The sequence below is a fragment of the Granulicoccus phenolivorans DSM 17626 = NBRC 107789 = JCM 15570 genome (assembly GCF_000423085.1).
In the GTDB taxonomy this organism is placed as follows: Bacteria; Actinomycetota; Actinomycetes; order Propionibacteriales; family Propionibacteriaceae; genus Granulicoccus; species Granulicoccus phenolivorans.
Window position 1 is genome coordinate 56,814 of the sequence record NZ_AUHH01000013.1, and the last position, 20,046, is coordinate 76,859.

Annotated in this window: 11 protein-coding genes; 4 read left to right on the plus strand and 7 right to left on the minus strand. The window is 69.9% G+C overall.

The annotated features are described in order from the left end of the window. Positions 1-36: 36 nt before the first annotated feature. From G531_RS21070 to pgm, 4 genes are all read right to left on the minus strand, one after another. The gene (locus G531_RS21070; RefSeq protein ID WP_081683908.1) at positions 37-1,359 is read right to left on the minus strand and encodes an MFS transporter; all 1,323 of its coding nucleotides are present in this window, start codon (positions 1,357-1,359) and stop codon (positions 37-39) included. Positions 1,360-1,516: 157 nt separating this feature from the next. Further along, positions 1,517-2,023: a YcxB family protein gene (locus tag G531_RS0106990; RefSeq protein ID WP_145978694.1), complete on the minus strand. Its 507-nt coding sequence runs from the start codon at positions 2,021-2,023 to the stop codon at positions 1,517-1,519. 65 nt (positions 2,024-2,088) lie between these two features. After that, the gene (locus G531_RS21075; protein ID WP_035758041.1) at positions 2,089-3,159 is read right to left on the minus strand and encodes a YihY/virulence factor BrkB family protein; all 1,071 of its coding nucleotides are present in this window, start codon (positions 3,157-3,159) and stop codon (positions 2,089-2,091) included. 1 nt (position 3,160) lies between these two features. Continuing rightward, positions 3,161-4,795 carry a phosphoglucomutase (alpha-D-glucose-1,6-bisphosphate-dependent) gene (gene pgm, locus G531_RS0107000; protein ID WP_026926690.1) on the minus strand — a complete coding sequence of 545 codons (1,635 nt, stop codon included), beginning with the start codon at positions 4,793-4,795 and terminating at the stop codon, positions 3,161-3,163. 829 nt (positions 4,796-5,624) lie between these two features. Between pgm and G531_RS0107005 the strand changes: the two genes are divergently transcribed. Both G531_RS0107005 and G531_RS0107010 read left to right on the plus strand, forming a co-directional pair. After that, a complete protein-coding gene (locus tag G531_RS0107005) occupies positions 5,625-6,539 on the plus strand; it encodes a tetratricopeptide repeat protein (RefSeq protein ID WP_026926691.1) in 915 nt (304 codons plus the stop codon). A 32-nt stretch (positions 6,540-6,571) separates the two neighbouring features. Then, positions 6,572-7,300 carry a dienelactone hydrolase family protein gene (locus G531_RS0107010; protein ID WP_026926692.1) on the plus strand — a complete coding sequence of 243 codons (729 nt, stop codon included), beginning with the start codon at positions 6,572-6,574 and terminating at the stop codon, positions 7,298-7,300. 65 nt (positions 7,301-7,365) lie between these two features. Here G531_RS0107010 and glgB read toward each other — a convergent pair whose 3' ends face one another. The 3 genes from glgB to G531_RS0107025 form a co-directional block, all read right to left on the minus strand. Beyond that, positions 7,366-9,291 (minus strand): 1,4-alpha-glucan branching protein GlgB, encoded by a 1,926-nt coding sequence (gene glgB / locus G531_RS0107015; protein WP_026926693.1) that lies wholly within the window; start codon positions 9,289-9,291, stop codon positions 7,366-7,368. A gap of 1,508 nt (positions 9,292-10,799) precedes the next feature. Next, positions 10,800-12,548, minus strand: a complete 1,749-nt coding sequence (treS, locus tag G531_RS21080; protein ID WP_245630486.1) for a maltose alpha-D-glucosyltransferase — start codon at positions 12,546-12,548, stop codon at positions 10,800-10,802. Positions 12,549-12,564: 16 nt separating this feature from the next. After that, positions 12,565-14,592, minus strand: a complete 2,028-nt coding sequence (locus G531_RS0107025) for an alpha-1,4-glucan--maltose-1-phosphate maltosyltransferase (protein WP_281177509.1) — start codon at positions 14,590-14,592, stop codon at positions 12,565-12,567. A gap of 91 nt (positions 14,593-14,683) precedes the next feature. On the opposite strand from G531_RS0107025, the gene glgP reads away from it, so the two are divergent. Further along, positions 14,684-17,212: an alpha-glucan family phosphorylase gene (gene glgP, locus G531_RS0107030; RefSeq protein WP_245630487.1), complete on the plus strand. Its 2,529-nt coding sequence runs from the start codon at positions 14,684-14,686 to the stop codon at positions 17,210-17,212. 214 nt (positions 17,213-17,426) lie between these two features. Next, the gene (locus G531_RS0107035) at positions 17,427-20,003 is read left to right on the plus strand and encodes an arabinosyltransferase domain-containing protein (protein WP_026926696.1); all 2,577 of its coding nucleotides are present in this window, start codon (positions 17,427-17,429) and stop codon (positions 20,001-20,003) included. The last annotated feature ends 43 nt before the right edge of the window (positions 20,004-20,046 follow it).

Consider the following 20,046-nt stretch of genomic DNA (forward strand, 5'->3'; position numbering starts at 1 on the left):
GCAGCGGCCGCGTCGGGTCGACGCTCCTGGTGGGCGTCAGTCCAGCACCTCGCCCGACCGGTCGCGGGTCAGCGCCACCGAGATGAACGAGACCACCGCACAGAAGGCGACGAACAGGCCCACCAGCGGGTACCGGTTCGCCTCGCCGCCGACGAGCGCGGTGGCGATCAGCGGAGCGGTGCCACCGACCAGCGCCGCGCCCACCTGATAGCCCAGCGAGATGCCGGTGTAGCGCACGTCGGCGGTGAAACTCTCGGCGAGGAAGGTGCCCATCAGGGCGCCGTAGACCGACCAGATCGCGCCGAAGCCGACGACGGTGGCCACGACCAGCAGCGCCACGTTGTGCTGATTCAGGATCCAGAAGTACGGCACGATGTAGATCACCGCCAGCACGATGCCGACCAGATACAGCTTCTTGCGTCCGACCCGGTCCGACCACGCCCCGATGGCCAGCATGCAGGGGACCGCGACGATGGCCGCCACCAGGACCGCCATTAGGGCTTCACCGCGGGTGAAGCCGCGCTCGACGGCGTAGGTGATCGAGTAGGTGGCGAAGATGAAGAAGGTGGAGGTCTCGATGAACTTCGCGCCGATCGCCTTGAGTACGCTCGGCCACTGGGTCCGGAAGATCTCCACGATCGGGATCTTGGCCTCCTTGCGCTCGGACTTCACCTTGCGGAAGGCCGGGGTCTCATCGATCCGGGCCCGGATCCACAGCCCGAACAGCACCAGCAGCGCCGACAGCAGGAACGGGATCCGCCAGCCCCAGGCCATGAAGGCATCCTCGGGCAGCAGCCAGTCGATGAACCACAGAGTGAGGTTGCCCAGCGCCAGGCCGAACAGGGCGCCGGTCTGCGGGACGGCACCGTAGAAGCCACGCTGTTTGCGCGGGGAGTACTCCACGGCGAGCAGAATGCCGCCGCCCCATTCCCCACCCAGGGCCAGGCCCTGGATCAGTCGGAGCAGGGTGAGCAGCACCGGCGCCAGCGCGCCGACCTGGTACGCGGTGGGCAGCAGGCCCATGGCCGCGGTGGAGATGCCCATCAGGGACAGGGTGAACACCAGGGTCTTCTTGCGCCCGATCCGGTCGCCGATATGGCTGAAGATGATGCCGCCGATCGGGCGGACGACGAAGGCGAGGGCGAAGGAGGCCAGCGACAGCAGGGTCGCGGTGAATCTGTCCTGGTCGGGGAAGAACAGCGGGCCGAACACGACGCTGGCCATCGTTCCGTAGAGAAAGAAGTCGTACCACTCCACGGTCGAGCCGATGGCCGAGCCGATCAGGGCTTTGATTCGGGTTCCTTTGTCGATGTGCTCGACGTCGAAGTCGTCCTGTGTGGTGGTCTCGTCAGTGGTCATGTTCTGCTTCCTCCCCCGACCGGCCATGGTCGTGAAATTCACTATCGGGGAGCGCAAATGCGCTTGACCAGAGATTGCCGAGATTTTCCGTCCCGATGGGTCGGACGATAAGTAGTAATGAACAGTACGAATCAGGGGACGCGGCGCCGGAACCCGGTCAGCGCTGCCACCATCCGCGGGCCGGGCCCAGGTGGGTGGTCAGCAGCGTGCGCAACTCGTTCTGCTCCTCGGCCGGGACCGCCGATTTGGGCACCATCAGCACCTTGGCCGCCGGCAGGATCATCAGGAAGGAAATGGCGTTCTCCCGCCACTTCATCATCGAACTCCATTCGATGACGTCGTCGGCCTCGCCGTAGTTCACCTCCAGGCCCCGGTCGGTCAGGTTCTGGGTGAGGTACTGACCGTGCCAGTTCTTGAAGTGGGAGCGCAGCGCCCCGGCGTACGCGATCACCCCGACCACCGGCGCGAGGACCAGGGCCGCCGCGATCAACCAGATGTAGAGGGGAGCCCCGGTGACCCCGGCGAAGATGAGCAACCCGATGCCGATCACCAGACTGCCCAGCACCAGCAGGGCGGGTGCGGGCAGGGAGCGCAGGGCCATGTCGGCCTGTTGCTTCGCGTCGAGTTGATAGGTGTAACTGAGGTCGCCGTCGGAGCTGATCACCGCCCGAGGGTATCGCGCCGTGGGGCGGCCGCCGGCCCGCTGCGGCACCGACGTGCGTGCGACGGTCAGTCCGGCTCCTCGCGCCGGCGACGTTCGGCGGCCTCGCGGATCGCCCGGCCCCGCTTCTCCAGCCGGCGTTCGGACCAGCGGTTGATGACGATCTGCTCGCTGTGGCGGGGCGGCACCTGCAACTGCACCTCGGCCGGCAGTCCGGCCTGGAGTTCCTGGGCGCGTTCCAGTCCGGCGTCGAGTTCGGCACCGAAGAGCATCGCGCAGTTGCCGACATAGCCCCACAGCAGGAACAGCACCACGCCACCCAGGGTGCCGTAGGTCGGATCGAGGACGAAGAAGCTGGACAGGTACTCCGCCAGGGCCCAGGAACTCAGGGCCCAGGCCGCGATCGCCACCAGCGATCCGGGGGAGAGCACCCGGAATTGGAACTTGCGTACGTTCGGGGTGGCGAAGAACAGCAGGTTCACCAGCATCAGCACCGCGGCAATCAGGACCGGGGCCTGGAAGCCGAGCAACTGCCGGGTCAGCGCCGGGCTGAGATCGGCCACCTGCATGGCGCGGGCGGCCAGCGGGGTACCGGAGACCACCGCGAGCAGCACCAGGGAGAGCAGCGTCAGGGCCGCCACGGCGAACAGCATGTGCTGGACCCGCAGCCACCCGGTCCGCCGGCCCTCGGCGACCTGGTAGATCCGGTTGGTGGCGCGGGAGAAGGCGCTGATGTAGTTCGACACCGACCAGATCGCGCCGGCCGCGCCGATGACCAGCGGCCACCCCGAGCGCGGGCTGCGGGCCAGGCTCACCATCAGCGGAGTCAGCAACTGGATCGATTCCTCGGGCACCAACCCGTGCAGCAGCTCCCGCAGCAGATCCGCCGAGGGCGCCGACGCCCCGACCAACCCCAGCAGCGACAATACGACCAGCAGGGACGGCGCGACCGCCAGCACCGCGTAATAGGTCAGCGTGGCCGCGGAGTCCAGCGCGTTGTTCACCACGAAACCGTGGATCGCGCGGCGCCCGGCGTACGCCCACGACGACGGTCGCAGCCGCCGCAACGGCACCGGCTCCCGTTCCTCGGGCTCCGGTGCCGCCGACGGCGTGGCAGCTGATCCGGGCGACTGGGCCACCTCAGCTGGTCAGAACCGCGCTGACGACCTCCTTGGCGGCCTCCTGCACCTGGGCCAGATGCTCCGGACTCTTCAGCGACTCGGCGTAGATCTTGTACTTGTCCTCGGTGCCGGAGGGCCGGGCGGCGAACCAGGCCGACTCGGTGACCACCTTGAGACCGCCGATCGCGGCTCCGTTGCCGGGCGCCTCGGTGAGGATCGCACTGATCTTCTCCCCGGCCAGTTCGGTCGCGGCCACATCGGCGGGGGACAGCGCCTTGAGCCGGGCCTTCTGCTCCCGGTTCGCCTCGGCGTCGATCCGGGCGTAGTAGGACTTGCCGAAGCGTTCCTCGATCTTCGCGTACCGCTGGGAGGGGGTCTCGCCGGTGACCGCGAGGATCTCCGAGGCCAGCAGGCACAGCAGCAGACCGTCCTTGTCAGTGGTCCAGGTCTTCCCGTCCCGGGTGAGGAAGGACGCCCCGGCCGACTCCTCGCCGCCGAAGCCGACCGAGCCGTCGGACAGGCCCGGGACGAACCACTTGAAACCGACCGGTACCTCCACCAGCCGGCGGCCCAGATCGGCGGTCACCTTGTCGATCAGGCTGGAGGACACCAGCGTCTTGCCGACTCCGCAGTCCGGCGCCCAGCCGTCGCGGTGGGAGAACAGGTACTCGATCGCGGTGGCCAGGTAGGCGTTCGGGTTCATCAGGCCCGCGTCGGGGGTGACGATGCCGTGCCGGTCGGAGTCGGCGTCGTTGCCGGTGGCGATCTGGTACTTGTCCCGGTTGTGGATCAGCGAGGCCATCGCGTCGGGGGAGGAGCAGTCCATCCGGATCTTGCCGTCGGTGTCCAGGGTCATGAACGACCAGGTCGGATCCACCGTCGGGTTGACCACGTGCAGGCCGAGCCCGAGCTGGTCGGCGATGTAGCCCCAGTACTGCACCGAGGCGCCGCCCATCGGATCGGCCCCGATGTTCAGAATGGCCCCGCGGATCGCGTCCAGGTCGAGGGCCTTGCCGAGGTCGGTGCAGTAGGCGGTCAGATAGTCGTGCTCGGTCACCTGCGACTTCGCCTGCGCATAGGGCGTACGCCGGATCCCGGTCGGCTGCTTCATCAGCTCGTTGGCCCGGTCGGCGATCCAGCTGGTCGCGTCGGTGTCGGCGGGGCCACCGTGCGGCGGGTTGTACTTGAAGCCGCCGTCGCGGGGCGGGTTGTGCGAGGGGGTGACCACGATGCCGTCGGCCGGACTGGACGGACCGGCGGCGTTGAACACGATGATCGCCCGGGAGACCGCCGGGGTCGGGGTGTAGTCGTGCTCGTTCTCGCAGCGGACGTGGACCCCGTTGGCCACCAGCACCTCGATCGCGGTCTGCCAGGCCGGCAGGGACAGCGCGTGGGTGTCCTTGCCCAGGTACAGCGGCCCGGCGATGCCCTGGCCGGCGCGATATTCCACGATGGCCTGGGTGGTGGCGGCGATGTGCAGCTCGTTGAACTTGCCGTCCAGGCTGGAGCCGCGGTGGCCCGAGGTGCCGAACACCACTTGTTGGTCGATGTTGTCGGGGTCGGGCGTGATGTCGTAGTAGGCACCCACCACGGCGTCGACGTCGATCAGGTCTTCTGCGAGCGCAGGCTGCCCTGCGCGAGGATGACGAGCCATGCCTGAATCCTAGGCCGTGGGGGCCTCGGCGGCGGGGAGGGGTGGACCGGCGATTGCGCTGGGTTGACCGGTCGGCGGGGCGGTGGTGTGCGATGGAATCTGAGGGCCTCGGGCTTCCTGCGACGGAATGTGACGGCGTCGGTCTTCCTGCGATGGAATCTGACGGCGTCGGTCTTCCCGCGATGGAATCTGACGGCCTCCCACTTCTGGCGATAGTCACCTTGACCCCGCGACGGGAACCGCGTACCAGCTGGCCCTGCAGCAGCTGCGGGAAGGGGGTGCTATCGCCGGGTGGCTCGAACCGGCGCGGGATCGACTGCGGCCATCGAGATTCGGAACCAACTCTGGCCGCTGCCGGGGATCATGCCTCCGCGAGTCGGCCGATGGCCGCCCGGCGGCACCGGCCATCGAGCGATGGCCAGGGCCAGGGTCCGTGGGCAACCCACCGGACTTGACCAACCCGCTGGCAGCGACTCCCGGCAAGGGGCCATGGCTCCGGCACGGTGGCTCCCGGTACCGGGGCGATGACTCCAGCACCGGGGGATGGCTCCCGCGCCGGGCGATGGCTCCGGCGATCGGGCGATAGCAGGCGCATTCCGCGATTGCTGCACCACCCACGAGGTCACTGTTGCGATCGCTGGGTGTCTTCAGCCAACGCGGGAGGCCGAGGCCCGGCAGGATCTATCGCGGGAGGCCGAGGCCCGGCAGGATCTGTCGCGGGAGGCCGAGGCCCGGCAGGATCTGTCGCGGGGAGCCCGCAGGAGCCGCGCGGCGGCCCGAAATCCACGGTCACCGGGCCTGCGTTGTGGGTACCTGCAAGAATGCAGCCATGACCTCAGGACGCTTCAATGACCCCGGAATCCTCGATCTGTCGGCCCTCAAGAAGCCCGCGCCGGGCAGTTCCGGCGGCTCCCGGGGGGCGTACGTCACCGAGGTGGCCACCCCGAACGACCTGCAGGCCCTGGTCAGCAAGTCCCTGCAGCACGTGGTGGTGCTGGAGTTCTACTCCGCGCGGGCCCAGGGTGGCCAGCAGCTCAGCGACGACCTGATCGCCCTGTCCACCGAGGCCCAGGGCAAATGGCTGCTGGCGCGCGCCGATTGCGATGCCCACCCCGAGCTCCCGCAGGCGGTCGGGATCCAGGCGGTCCCGACGGTGGTGGCGATGATCGGGGGCCAGCTCGCCCCGCTGTTCCAGGGGGTACAGCCCAAGGAGGCGATCCGCCAGGTGCTGGACCAGGTGCTGCAGACCGCGGCCGCCAACGGGATCATGGGCAAGACCGAACCGGTCGCCCAGGCCGCGGCGCCCGACGGCGACGGGGCCCAGCCGGTGTCCGACCCCCGGTTCGCCGCCGCCGACGAGGCCCTGGCCCGTGGCGACTACGCCGGTGCCCGCGACGAGTTCGACAAGCTCCTGGCGGCCAATCCGAACGACGCCGAGGCGAAGGCGGGCAAGGCGCAGGCCGGCCTGCTGGCCCGGTCCACCACCCTCGAGCCCGGCCAGGCGCTGGCGTACGCCGCCGCGCACCCCGACGACCACACCGCGCAACTGGCCGCCGCCGATGTCGAAGTGGTCACCGGGAATCCGTCGGGCGCCTTCGACCGGATCATCACCCTGATCCGGACCAGCTCCGGCGACGAGCGGGACGCGCTGCGCGAGCGGCTGCTGGAGCTGTTCGAAACCGTCGGCGCCACCGACCCGGCGGTCCTCAAGGCGCGCCGCGCCCTGTCGGCCGCCCTGTTCTGAGCGGTCCGGGACTTTCCGACCGGGGGCCCACGATGACGACACTGACGGACTGGACGCCGGGGGAGCACACCCACGCCGGGATCGGGTACCCCACCTATCGCCGGGGCACCGGCCCCGGGGTGATCGTGATCCACGAGATTCCCGGGCTGACCCCGGCGGTGCTCCGATTCGCCGATGAGGTGGTGGACGCCGGGTTCACCGTCGTGCTGCCGCACCTGTTCGGACCGGCGGGTGCCGATCTCGCCGGCCCGGGCGACTACGTCCGGTTGGCCCGCCAGTGCCTGTCGGGCCGCTTCACGCTGCTGGCCACCGGGGTGACCACCCCGATGGCCGACTGGCTGCGGAGTCTGGCCCGCACCCTGCACACCGAACTGGGCGGTCCCGGCGTCGGCGCCCTCGGGATGTGCTTCACCGGCGGCTTCGCCCTGGCGATGATGGTGGACGACTCGGTGTCCGCGCCGATCCTGGCCCAGCCGTCGGCGCCGTTCCCGCTGGGGAAGAAGCGTGCCGCCGATCTCAACCTGTCGCCGGCCGACACCGCCCGGGTGGTGGCCCGCGCCGAAGCCGGGTGTCCCGTCCTGGGTCTGCGGTACGCCGACGATCGGCTCACCGGAACCCGCTTCGCGACCCTGAAAGCACTTCTCGGCGACCGCTTCACCGCGGTGGAGTTCCCCGGCGCCAAGCACGGCACCCTGACCACCGACCGGCAGCAGGCCGCGGTGGATGCGGTGCTCGCCTTTCTCGCCGACCGCCTGCGCTGAGCCGGTTCAGGTACGCAGAACGCCGGGCCCACGGGGGCCCGGCGTTCGTGGTGTGCCGGCTCGACTCAGTTGGTCGACTGGTCGTCGCGTACGCCGTGCGGGTCGAAGCGCAGCCACACCGCACCCAGCGGCGGCACCAGCACCGATGCCGAGGCGGGCAGATGGTTGCTCGGGATCTCGGTGGCCACCACCTGGTGGTTCACGTACCCGCCGGTCCCGTTGAACTCCGGCAGATCGGTGTTCAGGATCTCGGTCCAGACCCCCTCGGTGGGCAGCCCGATCCGGTAGTCCTCCCGCGGCGCCGGCGAGAAGTTCACCACCACCGCGACCTGGTCCCCGGCCCCGTCGTTGCGCAGGTAGGAGAACACGTTGCCGCCGGCGTCATCGGCATCGATCCAGCGGAAGCCGGCCGGATCGGTGTCCAGCTTCCACAGCGCCGGGACGTGGCGGTACACCTCGTTCAGCCGCCGCATCAGCAACTGCACCCCGCGGTGGCCCCACAGATCGCTGACCCACCACTCCAGGCCGGCGGATTCGTTGAACTCCGAGCGCTGCCCGAACTCCGAGCCCATGAACAGCAGCTGCTTGCCCGGGTGGGACCACATGAAGGCGTAGAACGCCCGCAGCGTGGCGAACTTCTGCCAGTCATCGCCGGGAATCTTGGTGACCATCGCGCCCTTGCCGTGGACCACCTCGTCGTGACTGATCGGCAGGATGAAGTTCTCCGAGAACGAATAGACCATCGCGAAGGTCATTTCGTTGTGGTGGTACTGCCGATAGATCGGGTCCAGGCTCAGATAACCCAGCGAGTCGTTCATCCAGCCCATGTTCCACTTGAACCCGAATCCGAGCCCGCCGTGGTGCACCGGCTTGGTGATCCCGGGGAAGGAGGTCGACTCCTCCGCGATCAGCACCACCCCGGGCTGGCGCTCATAGAGATGCTTGTTCACATAGCGCAGCAGATCGATCGCCTCGAGGTTCTCCCGGCCGCCGTAGATGTTGGGCACCCAGTTGTCGCCACGGGAGTAGTCCAGGTACAGCATCGAGGCGACCGCGTCGATCCGCAGACCGTCGAAGTGGAACTCCTGGATCCAGTACAGGGCGTTGGAGACCAGGAAGCTCTTCACCTCGTTGCGCCCGAAGTTGAACACATAGGTGCCCCAGTCCGGCTGCTCGCCCTGGCGCGGGTCGGCATGCTCGTACAGTGCGGTCCCGTCGAAGCGGCCCAGCGCCCACTCGTCCTTGGGGAAGTGGCCGGGCACCCAGTCCAGCAGCACCCCGATGCCGGCCTCGTGCAGCTTGTCGATCAGGTAGCGCAACTCGTCCGGGGTGCCCCAGGCCGACTGCGGCGCGAAGTAGCCGGTGACCTGATAGCCCCACGACGGCTCGTACGGATGCTGGGCCACCGGCATGAACTCCACGTGGGTGTAGCCCTGCCAGCTGACGTACTCGACCAGTTCGGTGGCCAGATCCTGGTACGACTTCCCGCGCCGCCAGCCGCCCAGATGCACCTCGTAGATGGCCATCGGTTCCTGGTACAGCTTCGAGTTGCGCCGGTGCTCCAGCCAGGCATCGTCGTTCCACTCGTAGTCGCTGTCGGCGATCACCACCGAGGCGGTCGCCGGGGGCTGTTCGGCGTAGCGGGCGTACGGGTCGGCGCGGTCGATCCAGCGGTCGTCGGCGCCCCGGACCTTGAACTTGTAGACCGCCCCGGCTCCGACCCCGGGCAGGAAGATGCCCCAGACTCCGGTGTGCGGGATCAACCGCATGGGGTGGGCGTCGCCGTCCCAGTCGCAGAAGTCGCCGAAGACCCGGACCTCCTTGGCGTTGGGCGCCCACACGGTGAACCGGGTGCCGCTGATCTCGGTGCCGGACTCGTCGGTGACCGTCACCAGGTGGGCGCCGAGCCGCTTCCAGGCCTCGGTGTCGCCCCCGGTGTGGAATCCCTCGAAATCCCACCCGTGGATATCGCCGAAGAAGTTGTCGGTCATGGTGTGCCCTCCAATGGTGAACGGATCTGTGGTCAGCCGACGCAGCGCGTCGAGGGGGATGTGCAGCCAGTCGGGCCGGTTGCGGGCCTCGTAGAGCACCTCGTAGATCGCCTTGTCGGCCACGTAGGCCTCGATCAGGTCGGCGTCGGGTACGAGCTCGGCGGCGTCGGCCTCCTCCGCACTGCCCGGGCCGGCGTACCCGGCCAGGAACGCCGCGGTCGTTTCCCGGACCCAGGCTTCGGCCTGTTCGGGGGTACGCCCGGCCGCGCCGGCCGCTGCGCCGGCATAGTCGATCGAGCGCACCATCCCGGCGATATCGCGCCACCTCGTGTCGGGCTCGCGGCGTTGGGCGAGCGTCTTCAGCGGCTCGCCCTCGAAGTCGATGATGTACCAGGCCTTCGCCGGCCCGGCGCCTTCCTCCGCCGGGTCCGCCCCGTGCGCCGCAGCCGCCCCCTGCGCCGCAGCCGGCCCGGACGCCCCGGCGGACCCGGCGCTGCGGGCCAGATTGTCCGCATCGGCGGCGGCGTACAGGGTCTGGCCCAGATGGAAGTCGCCGTGCACCCGCTGCACCGTCACCCGGGAGCGGCCCAGCACCGCGAACCGGTCCCGCAGCCGATCCACCAGCGGCTGCAGGGCCGGCACCTCGGCCGCGGTGTCGGTGAGCCGACCGACCATTCGTTCGGCCAACGGCGCACCCTCGACCGAGGCGGTCCCGAACCGTTCGGCCAGCGCACTGTGCACCTCGGCGAGGGCCCGGCCCAGATCGGCGGCGTGCCCGGTGAAGTCGGCCCCCGAGCTCGCTGCGGCCACCGCCAGCTCCCAACCGTCCCGGGCCTCGCGCAACTGCTGCACCAGCATCGCCACATCGGCACTGAGCCGGGCCCCGGAGGCGCTGGACCAGACCGCGTGCGCCGAGCCGTACAGGTCGACCACCGCACCGGTGCGGGCGAGTTCGCGGTGCACCTCGATGTCCAGGTTCGCGCCGACCTCCAGCCGCCGGAACAGCTTCAGCAAAGCGACATCGCCGTACAGCACCGAGGTGTTCGACTGCTCCCCACCGAAGCGCCGCGGCGGCAGCTCCGCGGTCAGCTCCGGCGGCAGCGCGGCGGCCACCTCGGCGCGGACGGCGTCCCCACCGGCGCTCAGGGCCCCGGCCCGCAGCAGCCACTGCAGCAACAGCCGCTGGCCGGCCGGGTCGAGCGAGGCATCGTGGACCGTCACCTCGCCGTAGGTCTCGCTCCACTCGGTCCCCAGCACCGGAGCCGCCGTCGGATCGCCGACCCCGTCGAGGCGACGCCACAGCAGGGTGAGCAGGTAGTACTCGGTCGGGCCGCCGGGGATCGCCACCTCGGCGATCTCCAGCCCCAGGGTGGGGAAGTCGCCGGGCGGGGTCAGCCGGCCCAACGGATGGATCGCGGTGAGGGTCGCGTCGCGGCCCTTGGCGGCGAACCAGCGGGCGCTGGACAGGTGTGCCCAGCGCAGGTCGTGATCGGGGTAGCTCGCCGACATCACCACACCACCGCATCTTCCTCGGCCGACGCGCTCGCGGCGGCATGGACGGCCGACAGGTCACCGATCGGCTCGATCAGGTCCGGGTCGCCCTCCATCAGCCGCAGCCAGTGGAACCCGTGCGGCGCCACGTGCAGCTCGTAGGGCTCCGCGCCGACCATCGGATGCCGTTCGTCCTTGAGCAGGTTGTACGGGATCAGGCCCCGGAAGCGGGACAGGTCCAGGGTGATCGTCTGCGGGCTGGCCGACAGGTTGTTCACACACAGCACCGCCATCGCCCCGGTCAGGTCCCCGCGGTGACTGGCGCCCGAGCCGAACGGCATGGTTCGCAGGAACGCGAACACCGCCTCGTTCTCCCCGCCCAGATCCTCGAAGGTGCCCAGCCCGAAGACCGGATGCCGACGCCGGATCACCAACATCGCCCGCAGCCAGACCAGCAACGAGCCGGGATCCAGCATCTGCTGCTCGACGTTGACCCGCTCCTTGGCGTACCCGGGATCCTGCACCAGCGGCAGGTAGAAATCGGACTCCTCGGCCTCGGAGAAGCCGGCCCCGACCCCGTCGTTCCACTGCATCGGGGTGCGTACGCCGTCGCGGTCGTGCAACCAGATGTTGTCGCCCATCCCGATCTCATCGCCGTAGTAGAGCACCGGCGAGCCGGGCAGGGCCAGCAACAGGGCATGCAGCAGATGGACCCGGGGGAGTTCCCCGTCGACCAGCGGAGCCAGCCGACGCCGGATCCCGATGTTGCACTTCATCCGCGGATCCGGGGCGTACTCCTGCCACATGTAGTCCCGATCAGTCTCGGAGACCATCTCCAGGGTCAGCTCGTCGTGGTTGCGCAGGAACGTGCCCCACTGGCAACCCGCCGGAATCTCCGGGGTGTCGGCGAGAATCTCCGAGATCGCGTGGCGCGATTCCTGGCGCAGGCCCATGTACAGCCGCGGCATCACCGGGAAGTGGAATGCCATGTGGCACTCGTCGCCCTCGCCGAAGTACTCCACCACCTCGTGCGGCCACTGGTTCGCCTCGCACAGCAGCACCCGGCCCGGATACTCCTGATCGACCATCCGGCGGACCGCCTTGAGGATGTGATGGGTCCCGGTCAGGTTCTCGCAGTTCGTCCCGTCCTGCTCGATCAGGTACGGCACCGCATCCAGCCGGAACCCGTCGATCCCCAGGTCCAGCCAGAACCGGATCGCATCGAGCATCTCGGTCAGCACCCGCGGGTTCTCGAAGTTCAGATCGGGCTGGTGGGAGTAGAACCGGTGCCAGAAGTACTGCCCGCGGACCTCGTCGAAGGTCCAGTTCGACTGCTCGGTGTCGACGAAGATGATCCGCGCATCGGCGTACGCGGCATCGGAATCGGCCCACACGTAGTAGTCCCCGTACGGCCCCTCGGGATCGCTGCGGGAGGCCTGGAACCACGGATGCTGATCGGAGGTGTGATTCATCACGAAGTCGATGATGAGCCGGATCCCGCGCTCGTGGGCGCCCTCGACGAAGCGGGCGAACTCCTCGAGGGTGCCCAACTCCGGCAGTACGTCGGTGTAGTTCGACACGTCGTACCCGCCGTCGGCCAGCGGACTGGGGAAGAACGGCGGCAGCCACAGGCAGTCCACGCCCAACCACTGCAGGTAGTCGAGCTTGCTGTTCAGGCCGGCGAAATCGCCGATGCCGTCGCCGTTGGAGTCATGGAAACTGCGCACCATGACCTCGTAGAAGACGGCTGTGCGAAACCATTCCATCAGCAGCCCGGTCCTCTCATTGCAGGACGAGAATGTGTGCCGGGTTGGCCGGGGTGAGCCGGACGAAGTTCTTCGCGCCCCAGGAGAACGACTGCTCGGTGAGTTCGTCGTGGAAGGACAGCACCGCATTGCTCGCCAGCCCCACCGCGGGCAGGTCGATGAAGACCTCGCCCTCCTGGGTGTGGTGCGGGTCCAGGCTGACCACGGTGAGCACCACCGAGTCACCGTCGCGCTTGGAGTAGGCGATGATCTGGTCGTTGCTGACGCTGTGGAACCGGATCCGGCGCAACTGCTGCAGCGCCGGCTGCTGATTGCGGATCCAGTTCAGCTTGCCGAGCAGCATGCTCAGGTTGCCCTGCGCGCCCCCGGACCAGTCCCGCGGCCGGTACTGGTACTTCTCGGAGTCCAGGTACTCCTCGCCGCCGGGCTTGAGGGGGGCGGCCTCGAACAGTTCGAAGCCGGAGTAGACCCCCCAGGTGGGTGACATCGTCGCGGCCAGCACGGCGCGGATGGTGAACCCGGCCGGCCCGGAGTGCTGCAGGAAGCGCGGGTTGATGTCGGGGGTGTTGACGAAGAAGTTCGGCCGGTAGAACCCGTCCATCTCCTGGCTCAACTCGTGCAGGTACTGCTGGAGCTCCCATTTCTCGTTGCGCCAGGTGAAGTAGGTGTAGGACTGCTGGAACCCGACCTTGCCGAGCAGGTGCATCATTTCCGGCTTGGTGAACGCCTCGGCCAGGAACAGCACGTCGGGGTCGGTGCGGCGTACCTCGGCCAGCAGCCAGGCCCAGAACTCCACCGGCTTGGTGTGCGGGTTGTCCACCCGGAAGATCCGGACGCCGTGCTCCATCCAGAACCGCAGGATCCGCAGGCACTCGTGGTAGATGCCGGCGCGGTCCCGGTCGAAGTTGATCGGATAGATGTCCTGATACTTCTTCGGTGGGTTCTCCGCGTACGCGATGGTCCCGTCGGGGCGCTCGGAGAACCATTCCGGGTGCTCGCGGACCCAGGGATGATCCGGCGAGGCCTGCAGCGCGAAGTCGAGGGCGACCTCCAGGCCGAGCGAATGCGCCTTGTGCACGAACCGGTCGAAGGCGGCCAGATCACCGAGGTCGGGATGGATCGCGTCGTGCCCGCCGGCGGCGCCCCCGATCGCCCACGGCGACCCGGGGTCGCCCGGGGCCGGGGTCAGTGTGTTGTTCGGGCCCTTGCGGAACTGTTCGCCGATCGGGTGGATCGGGGGCAGATAGACCACATCGAAGCCCATCGCCGCGGCCGCCTCGAGGCGCTCGTGGCTGGAGTCGAAGGTGCCCGAGACCCAGCGTCCGGTTGCCTCGTCGTGGTGGGCCCCCTGGGAGCGCGGGAAGAACTCGTACCAGGCCGAGAACAGCGCCCGGCGCCGGTCGACGAACAACGGGTAGTCCGGGGTGGGGGAGACGAAGCGCCGCGGCCCGAACAGGGCGAAGATGTTGGGCACGTCGGGGTGCATCAGGTGGTCCAGCCGACCGGGCACATCGCGGTTGGGGTCCAGCGCCCAGCCGATGCTCTCCAGTCGGTGGGCGGCGGAATGGTCCCCGGCGGCCCGGGCGTTGTCGGCGGTCTCGGCGAACAGGGCCTGGCCCTCCAGGCAGACCAGATTCAGGTCGATGCCGGCCGGCAGCTTGATCTCGGCGTGGTGCACCCAGGTGTGGTACGGATCGTCCCAGGCCTCGATCCGGAACGTCCAGGCGCCCGGCTCGTCCAGCCGGACCAGGGCCTCCCAGCGATTCCAGCCCTCCGGCGGGCACGGGCGCATATCGACGCGCCGCTGCGAGCCGTCGGGGCCGGTCAGAATCACCGAGGCGCCGACCGCGTCATGACCCTCCCGGAAGACCGTGGCGCGGATCGGGAACTCCTCGCCGACGGTGGCCTTGGCGGCGTACGCACCCCCCTCGATCACCGGCGACACCTTGGTCACGGGGATCCGGCCGATGATCGTGCCGAGATCGCTGTGCAGGTGGGTGTCGGACGCGGGCCGGGCGGGGCTGCCGGGTGTCTGCTCAGTCACGAGCAACACGCTAGCGGTCAGCCGCCCCGGTGCCACAGGGGGGCAGCCCAACCGATAGCGTGAACCCGTGCGAGCAATCAGACGATTCACGGTGCAGCCCGTCCTTCCCGAACCGCTGACCGCGCTGGGCGAGTTGGCCCACAATTTGCGGTGGTCCTGGCATCAGGAGACCAAGGAACTCTTCCGCGCGATCGACCCGGACAAGTGGGGGACCAGCCGCCACGACCCGGTGGCGCTGCTGTCCCAGGTCCCGGCCGAACGGCTGGCCGCGCTGGCCGGCGACCGCAAGTATGTGCGGAACCTGGAGCGCGCCAAGGCCGACTTCGACGAGTACCGCAGCGCCGACCTGTGGTACCAGCAGTACGCCGCGCAGCATCCGGCGCCGAAGGCCATCGCGTACTTCTCCGCCGAGTTCGGCATCGCCCAGGTGCTGCCGATCTACTCCGGCGGCCTCGGCATCCTCGCCGGGGACCACCTCAAGGGCGCCTCCGATCTCGGCGTCCCGATCATCGGGGTGGGCCTGTCCTATCGCCACGGCTACTTCCGGCAGACGCTGAACGCCGAGGGCTGGCAGGAGGAGCACTACCCGCTGCTCGACCCCTCCGACATGCCGATCCGGCCGCTGACCGAGGCCGACGGGACCCAGGTCGTGATCGAGGTCCCGCTGCGCGGCCAGCCGCTGCGCGCGACCGTGTGGGTGGCCGACGTGGGCCGGGTCCCGCTGGTGCTGCTGGACACCGATATCGACGCCAACCCCGAGGATCTGCGCCGGGTCACCGACAAGCTGTACGGCGGCAACGAGCAGCACCGGCTGTCCCAGGAGGTGCTGCTGGGCATCGGCGGGGTCCGGGCGGTCCGCGAGTACTGCCGGATCACCGGTCATGAAGCCCCCGACGTCTACCACTGCAACGAGGGCCACGCCGGCTTCCTCGGGCTGGAACGGATCCGCGAGTACATGGCCGCGGGCCGCGACTTCGACACGGCCCTGGAACTCACCCGCGCCGGCAGCGTGTTCACCACCCACACCCCGGTGCCGGCCGGCATCGACCGGTTCCCCCGCGAACTGATCGAGGAACAGTTCGGGGACTTCGGGGACCTGCCGCTGGACCGGATTCTCGCGCTCGGCGCCGAGGACTACGAGGGCGGCGATGCCGGCCGGTTCAACATGGCGGTGATGGGCCTGCGGCTGGGGGCCCGCTCCAACGGGGTCTCCGAGCTGCACGGCGAGGTGTCCCGGGAGATGTTCCAGGGCCTGTGGCCGGCTTTCGACACCACCGAGGTGCCGATCGGGTCGGTGACCAACGGCGTCCACCACCGCACCTGGATCCACCCCGAGCTGCTCGAGCTGCTGGAGTGGCCCACCGACGACGTGGACACCGTGATCGACGGGTACAACTGGTCCGCGTTGGAGCGCGTCGATTCCAACACCATCTGGGCGCTGAAGCGGCAGATGCGCGGCGAGCTGGTCACGATGGCGCGAGAGCGGCTGGTGGAGACCTGTCGCCGCCGGGGGATGTCCGCCGACTGGGTGGAGGGCGCGCTGGATCCGAATGTGCTCACCTTCGGCTTCGCCCGCCGGGCCGCCTCGTACAAGCGGCTCACCCTGATGCTGTCCGAGCCCGAGCGCCTCAAGCGCCTGCTGCTGGACCCCGAGCGTCCGATCCAGATCGTGATCGCCGGCAAGGCGCACCCGGCCGACAACATGGGCAAGTCGCTGATCCAGCGGATGGTCCGCTTCGCCGACGCCGAGGACGTGCGGCATCGGATCGTCTTCCTGCCCGACTACGACATCTCGATGGCGCGTCGGCTCTACCCGGGCTGCGATGTGTGGATCAACAACCCGCTGCGGCCGCAGGAGGCCTGTGGCACCTCCGGGATGAAGGCGGCACTGAACGGTGCGGCGAACCTGTCGGTCAAGGACGGCTGGTGGGACGAGTGGTACGACCCCGCCTGGGGGTGGGCCATTCCCTCGCTGGAGGACATCCACGATCCCGGTCAGCGCGATGCCGCCGAGGCCCGCGCGCTCTATGAGCTGATCGAGGGCGAGATCGTGCCGAAGTTCTACGAGAAGGACGCCGCCGGGATCCCGCAGCGCTGGGTGCAGATGATCCGCGACACCCTGTCCGGCCTCGGCCCGAAGGTGCTCGCCTCGCGGATGGTCCGCGACTACGTGACCGAGTTGTACGCCCCGGCGTCGGTCTCGGCGAGCAAGCTGGCCCCGGCCGGCACTGCGGAGGAACTCGGCGCCTGGAAGCACCGGGTCCGGGACGCCTGGCCGCAGATCCAGATCCAGCATGTGGAGGCGAACGTCACCGGGGTGGTCGAGGTCAACCAGGTGATCAGCGTGGCCGCCGACATCCGGCTGGGCGAGCTGTCCACCGACGATGTCGAGGTGCAGATCGTCTCCGGCCACGTCGACGACCTGGACCAGTTGCACGACCTGGAGATCACGCCGATGACCCCGCAGCGGGACAACGGCGACGGTTCCCAGCACTACACCGTGGAGCGGACCGCCAGCCAGACCGGGGCGGTCGGGTACACCCTGCGGGTGGTCCCGCGCAACGACCTGCTGGTCAACTCCACCGAGCTCGGCGTGGCCACCCTGGCCCCGACCAACTGAGCACCTGAACAGCAGATTCTCCTGGCTGGCTGCCTGGGCCTTCGCCCTGGCAGCCGGCCTGCTGCTGCTCGCCTACCCCTTCCTGCCGGTCACCGAGCAGACCGCGCGCTACACCTGGGAGTCCGGCCAGGGGTCGGCCGCGCTGCCGCTGAGCAGCTACCGACCGGCCGCGCTCACCCTCACCCTGGACTGCGCCACCCTGCCCGAGGGGGAGGTGTTCGCCACGACCGCGAGCACCGAGCCCGGCGTCCGGGCGCAGGCGTTGCAGGTCACCCGGGCCGGGGACCGACTCGAGGTCAGCGTGGGCGGAACCAGCCGGACCCGCCCGCTCGCCGACTGCGGCCCGATCCGGATCGACCCGGCCGCGGACCTGCCGTTGCCGGTGGTCGATGCGCTGATCGCCGCGCCCGGGGCCGGCGTACGGGTGGACCTGGTCGCCGACACCCGCTGGGAAACCCGGGCCTCGGTGACCAAGATCGCGGTCGGGGTGGTCGCACTGCTGCTGGTGGTCGCGGCGGTGACGCTGGCGGCCCGAGCCGGACTGGGGGCGCGGGCCCCGAACCCGACGAGCCCGAACCCGACGAGCCCGAACCCGACGAGCCCGAACCCGACGAGCCCGGACGCGGCGGGCGGATCCCCGGCCGGGCGGTCGACCGACCGGCGGCGGATCCGGGGCTGGGACGTGGCGGTTCCGGTGCTGCTGGTGCTGGCGTGGCTGATCGGGCCCGGCACCGATGACGACGGGTTCCTGATCCAGATCATCCGGCAGGCCGGGGACACCGGCTTCGTCGGCAACTATGTGCGCTGGCTGAACGCTCCGGAGGCTCCCTTCGGCTGGTTCTACCGACCGTACGCCTGGTGGGCGCAGGTGTCGCTGGATCCGCGCTGGCTGCGGCTGCCCGCGCTGCTGCTCGGCGGCGGACTGTGGGCGGTGCTGCGCTACGGGCTGTTGCCCCGGTTGCGGGCCGAACTGTCGCCGTGCCGGTGGCACCTGGGGGTACTCGCGGTCGGCTTCGGGGTCGGCTGGTGGGTATTCGGGAACACGCTGCGGCCGGAGAATCTGTTCGCGCTCGGCCTGGCCCTGAGCACCTGGCTCACCCTGCGCGCGGTCGAGCGCCGGCAGGCCGGGCCGCTGCTGCTGGCGGTGCTGATCGCCGGACTGACCGTCGGCGTCGGGCCGGTCGGGCTGGTGGCGCTGGTGCCGGTGCTGCTGGGCGTACGCCGGCTGGGGGTTGCCGACCGGCGGATCGCGCTCGCGCTGGGCACGGTGTGCCTGGCGGCGTACGGCTCGGTGGTGCTGCTGATGTTCGCCGATCAGAGCTGGGCGGGGATGGCGGCGGCGAACCGGGTCCGGACCGATTTCGGGCCGGTGTTCGCCCCGTGGCAGGAAGGGGTGCGCTGGACCAACCTGCGCAACAACCAGGCGGTCCGCCAGATCGTGGTGTACGCCGCGGTCGCGGTCCTGGCCGCCGTCCTCGTGGCGGCGTGGCGCCGACGCCGGGCGCGGGGGCACCGGTCGGGCGGGGCCGCGGCGCCGCTGACCGGCCTGCTGCCCTGGCTGGCGGTCGGGCTCGGAGTGGTGCTGATCCTGTCGCCGACGAAGATTCCGCATCACTTCGGCGCCGGGATGGGGGTGTACCCGCTGCTGCTGGTGCTGGCGGTGGACCGGGCGCGGTTCGATCGGTGGGTGGCGGGGCTGCTCGGCGGTGGGGTCCTGGTCGCGGTCGGGCTGGGGCTCACCGCGCCGGCGAAATGGTGGGAGTACACCGGGCTGGGGCTGCTCGGCAACGGCCGGCCGCAGACCCTCGGCGGGATCGCGGTCGGCTGGTTGGTCGTCGTGCTCGGGCTGCTCGTTGCGGGCGTGATCGTGGTGGCCGGCCGGCGGGGCTTGCGGCCCGTGGTCGCGCTGATCGCACCGGTCGCGCTCTTGCTGCTGCTGGTCGGTCAACTGGGGAACTTCGGTCAGGCCGCGGTGCGGGGCGGCTGGTCGCTCGGCGCGGCGAACCTGGGGCTGACCGGCCGGTGCGGTATCGAGTCCGCGCTGGCCGTCGAACTCGATCCCGCCGCCGGGGTGCTGACGCCGGAATCGGCGATCGACCTGCCGGCGGGCGGGCCCTGGCAGTTGCCGACCTGGACCGCGACCGCGGCCGAGCCGACCTGGCGGTCCCCGGACTATCGGCTGACCGGGCGACCCGGCGATCTTGTGGTCAGCGTCACCGCGGCGACGGCGGGTCGGGTCCGCGTGAGCTTCGACACCGGGCAGGAGTTGGTGCTGGACGGCCGGGCCGACGGCGCGGGGGAGCGGGCCGCGACCGGCATCACCGAGGCGGTGAGCGATCTGAGCGTGGCGATTCCGGCGGGAGCGAGCCGGGTCCGGGTGAGTGCCGAGGCGACCGACCCCGGTCGCGGGTTTGCCGTGGCGGCCCCGCGGCAGCCGATCCGGACCCCGTTGCTCGACCTGGCCGACCGGACCGCGGCCTCGTGGACGCTGGCCTTCGTGGCGCCGTGTCTGCAGCAACCGGTGCTCGCAGCCGGGCAGGCCACGATCTCTCCCTATCTGTTGTCGACCGGCCTGGCACCGGGATCGATGACCTACCAGACGCAGTTCGGCGGTCCGTTCGCCGCGGTGCTGTCGGTGAGCGAGGCCGTACCGCTGCCGGTGACCACCACCGATCCGCGCCGCGGGGGTACCTGGCTGTCCGGGCTGCATCTGGTCCGGCTGGAGCCGAAACCGTTGCGGCCGCTCGCTCCGGTGGACCGGGCCGAGGTGCCCCGGGCCGGGTGGCGCTGACCGACCCCGATCCACCCGGATCAGCGGCCGGGCGCGGACCGGG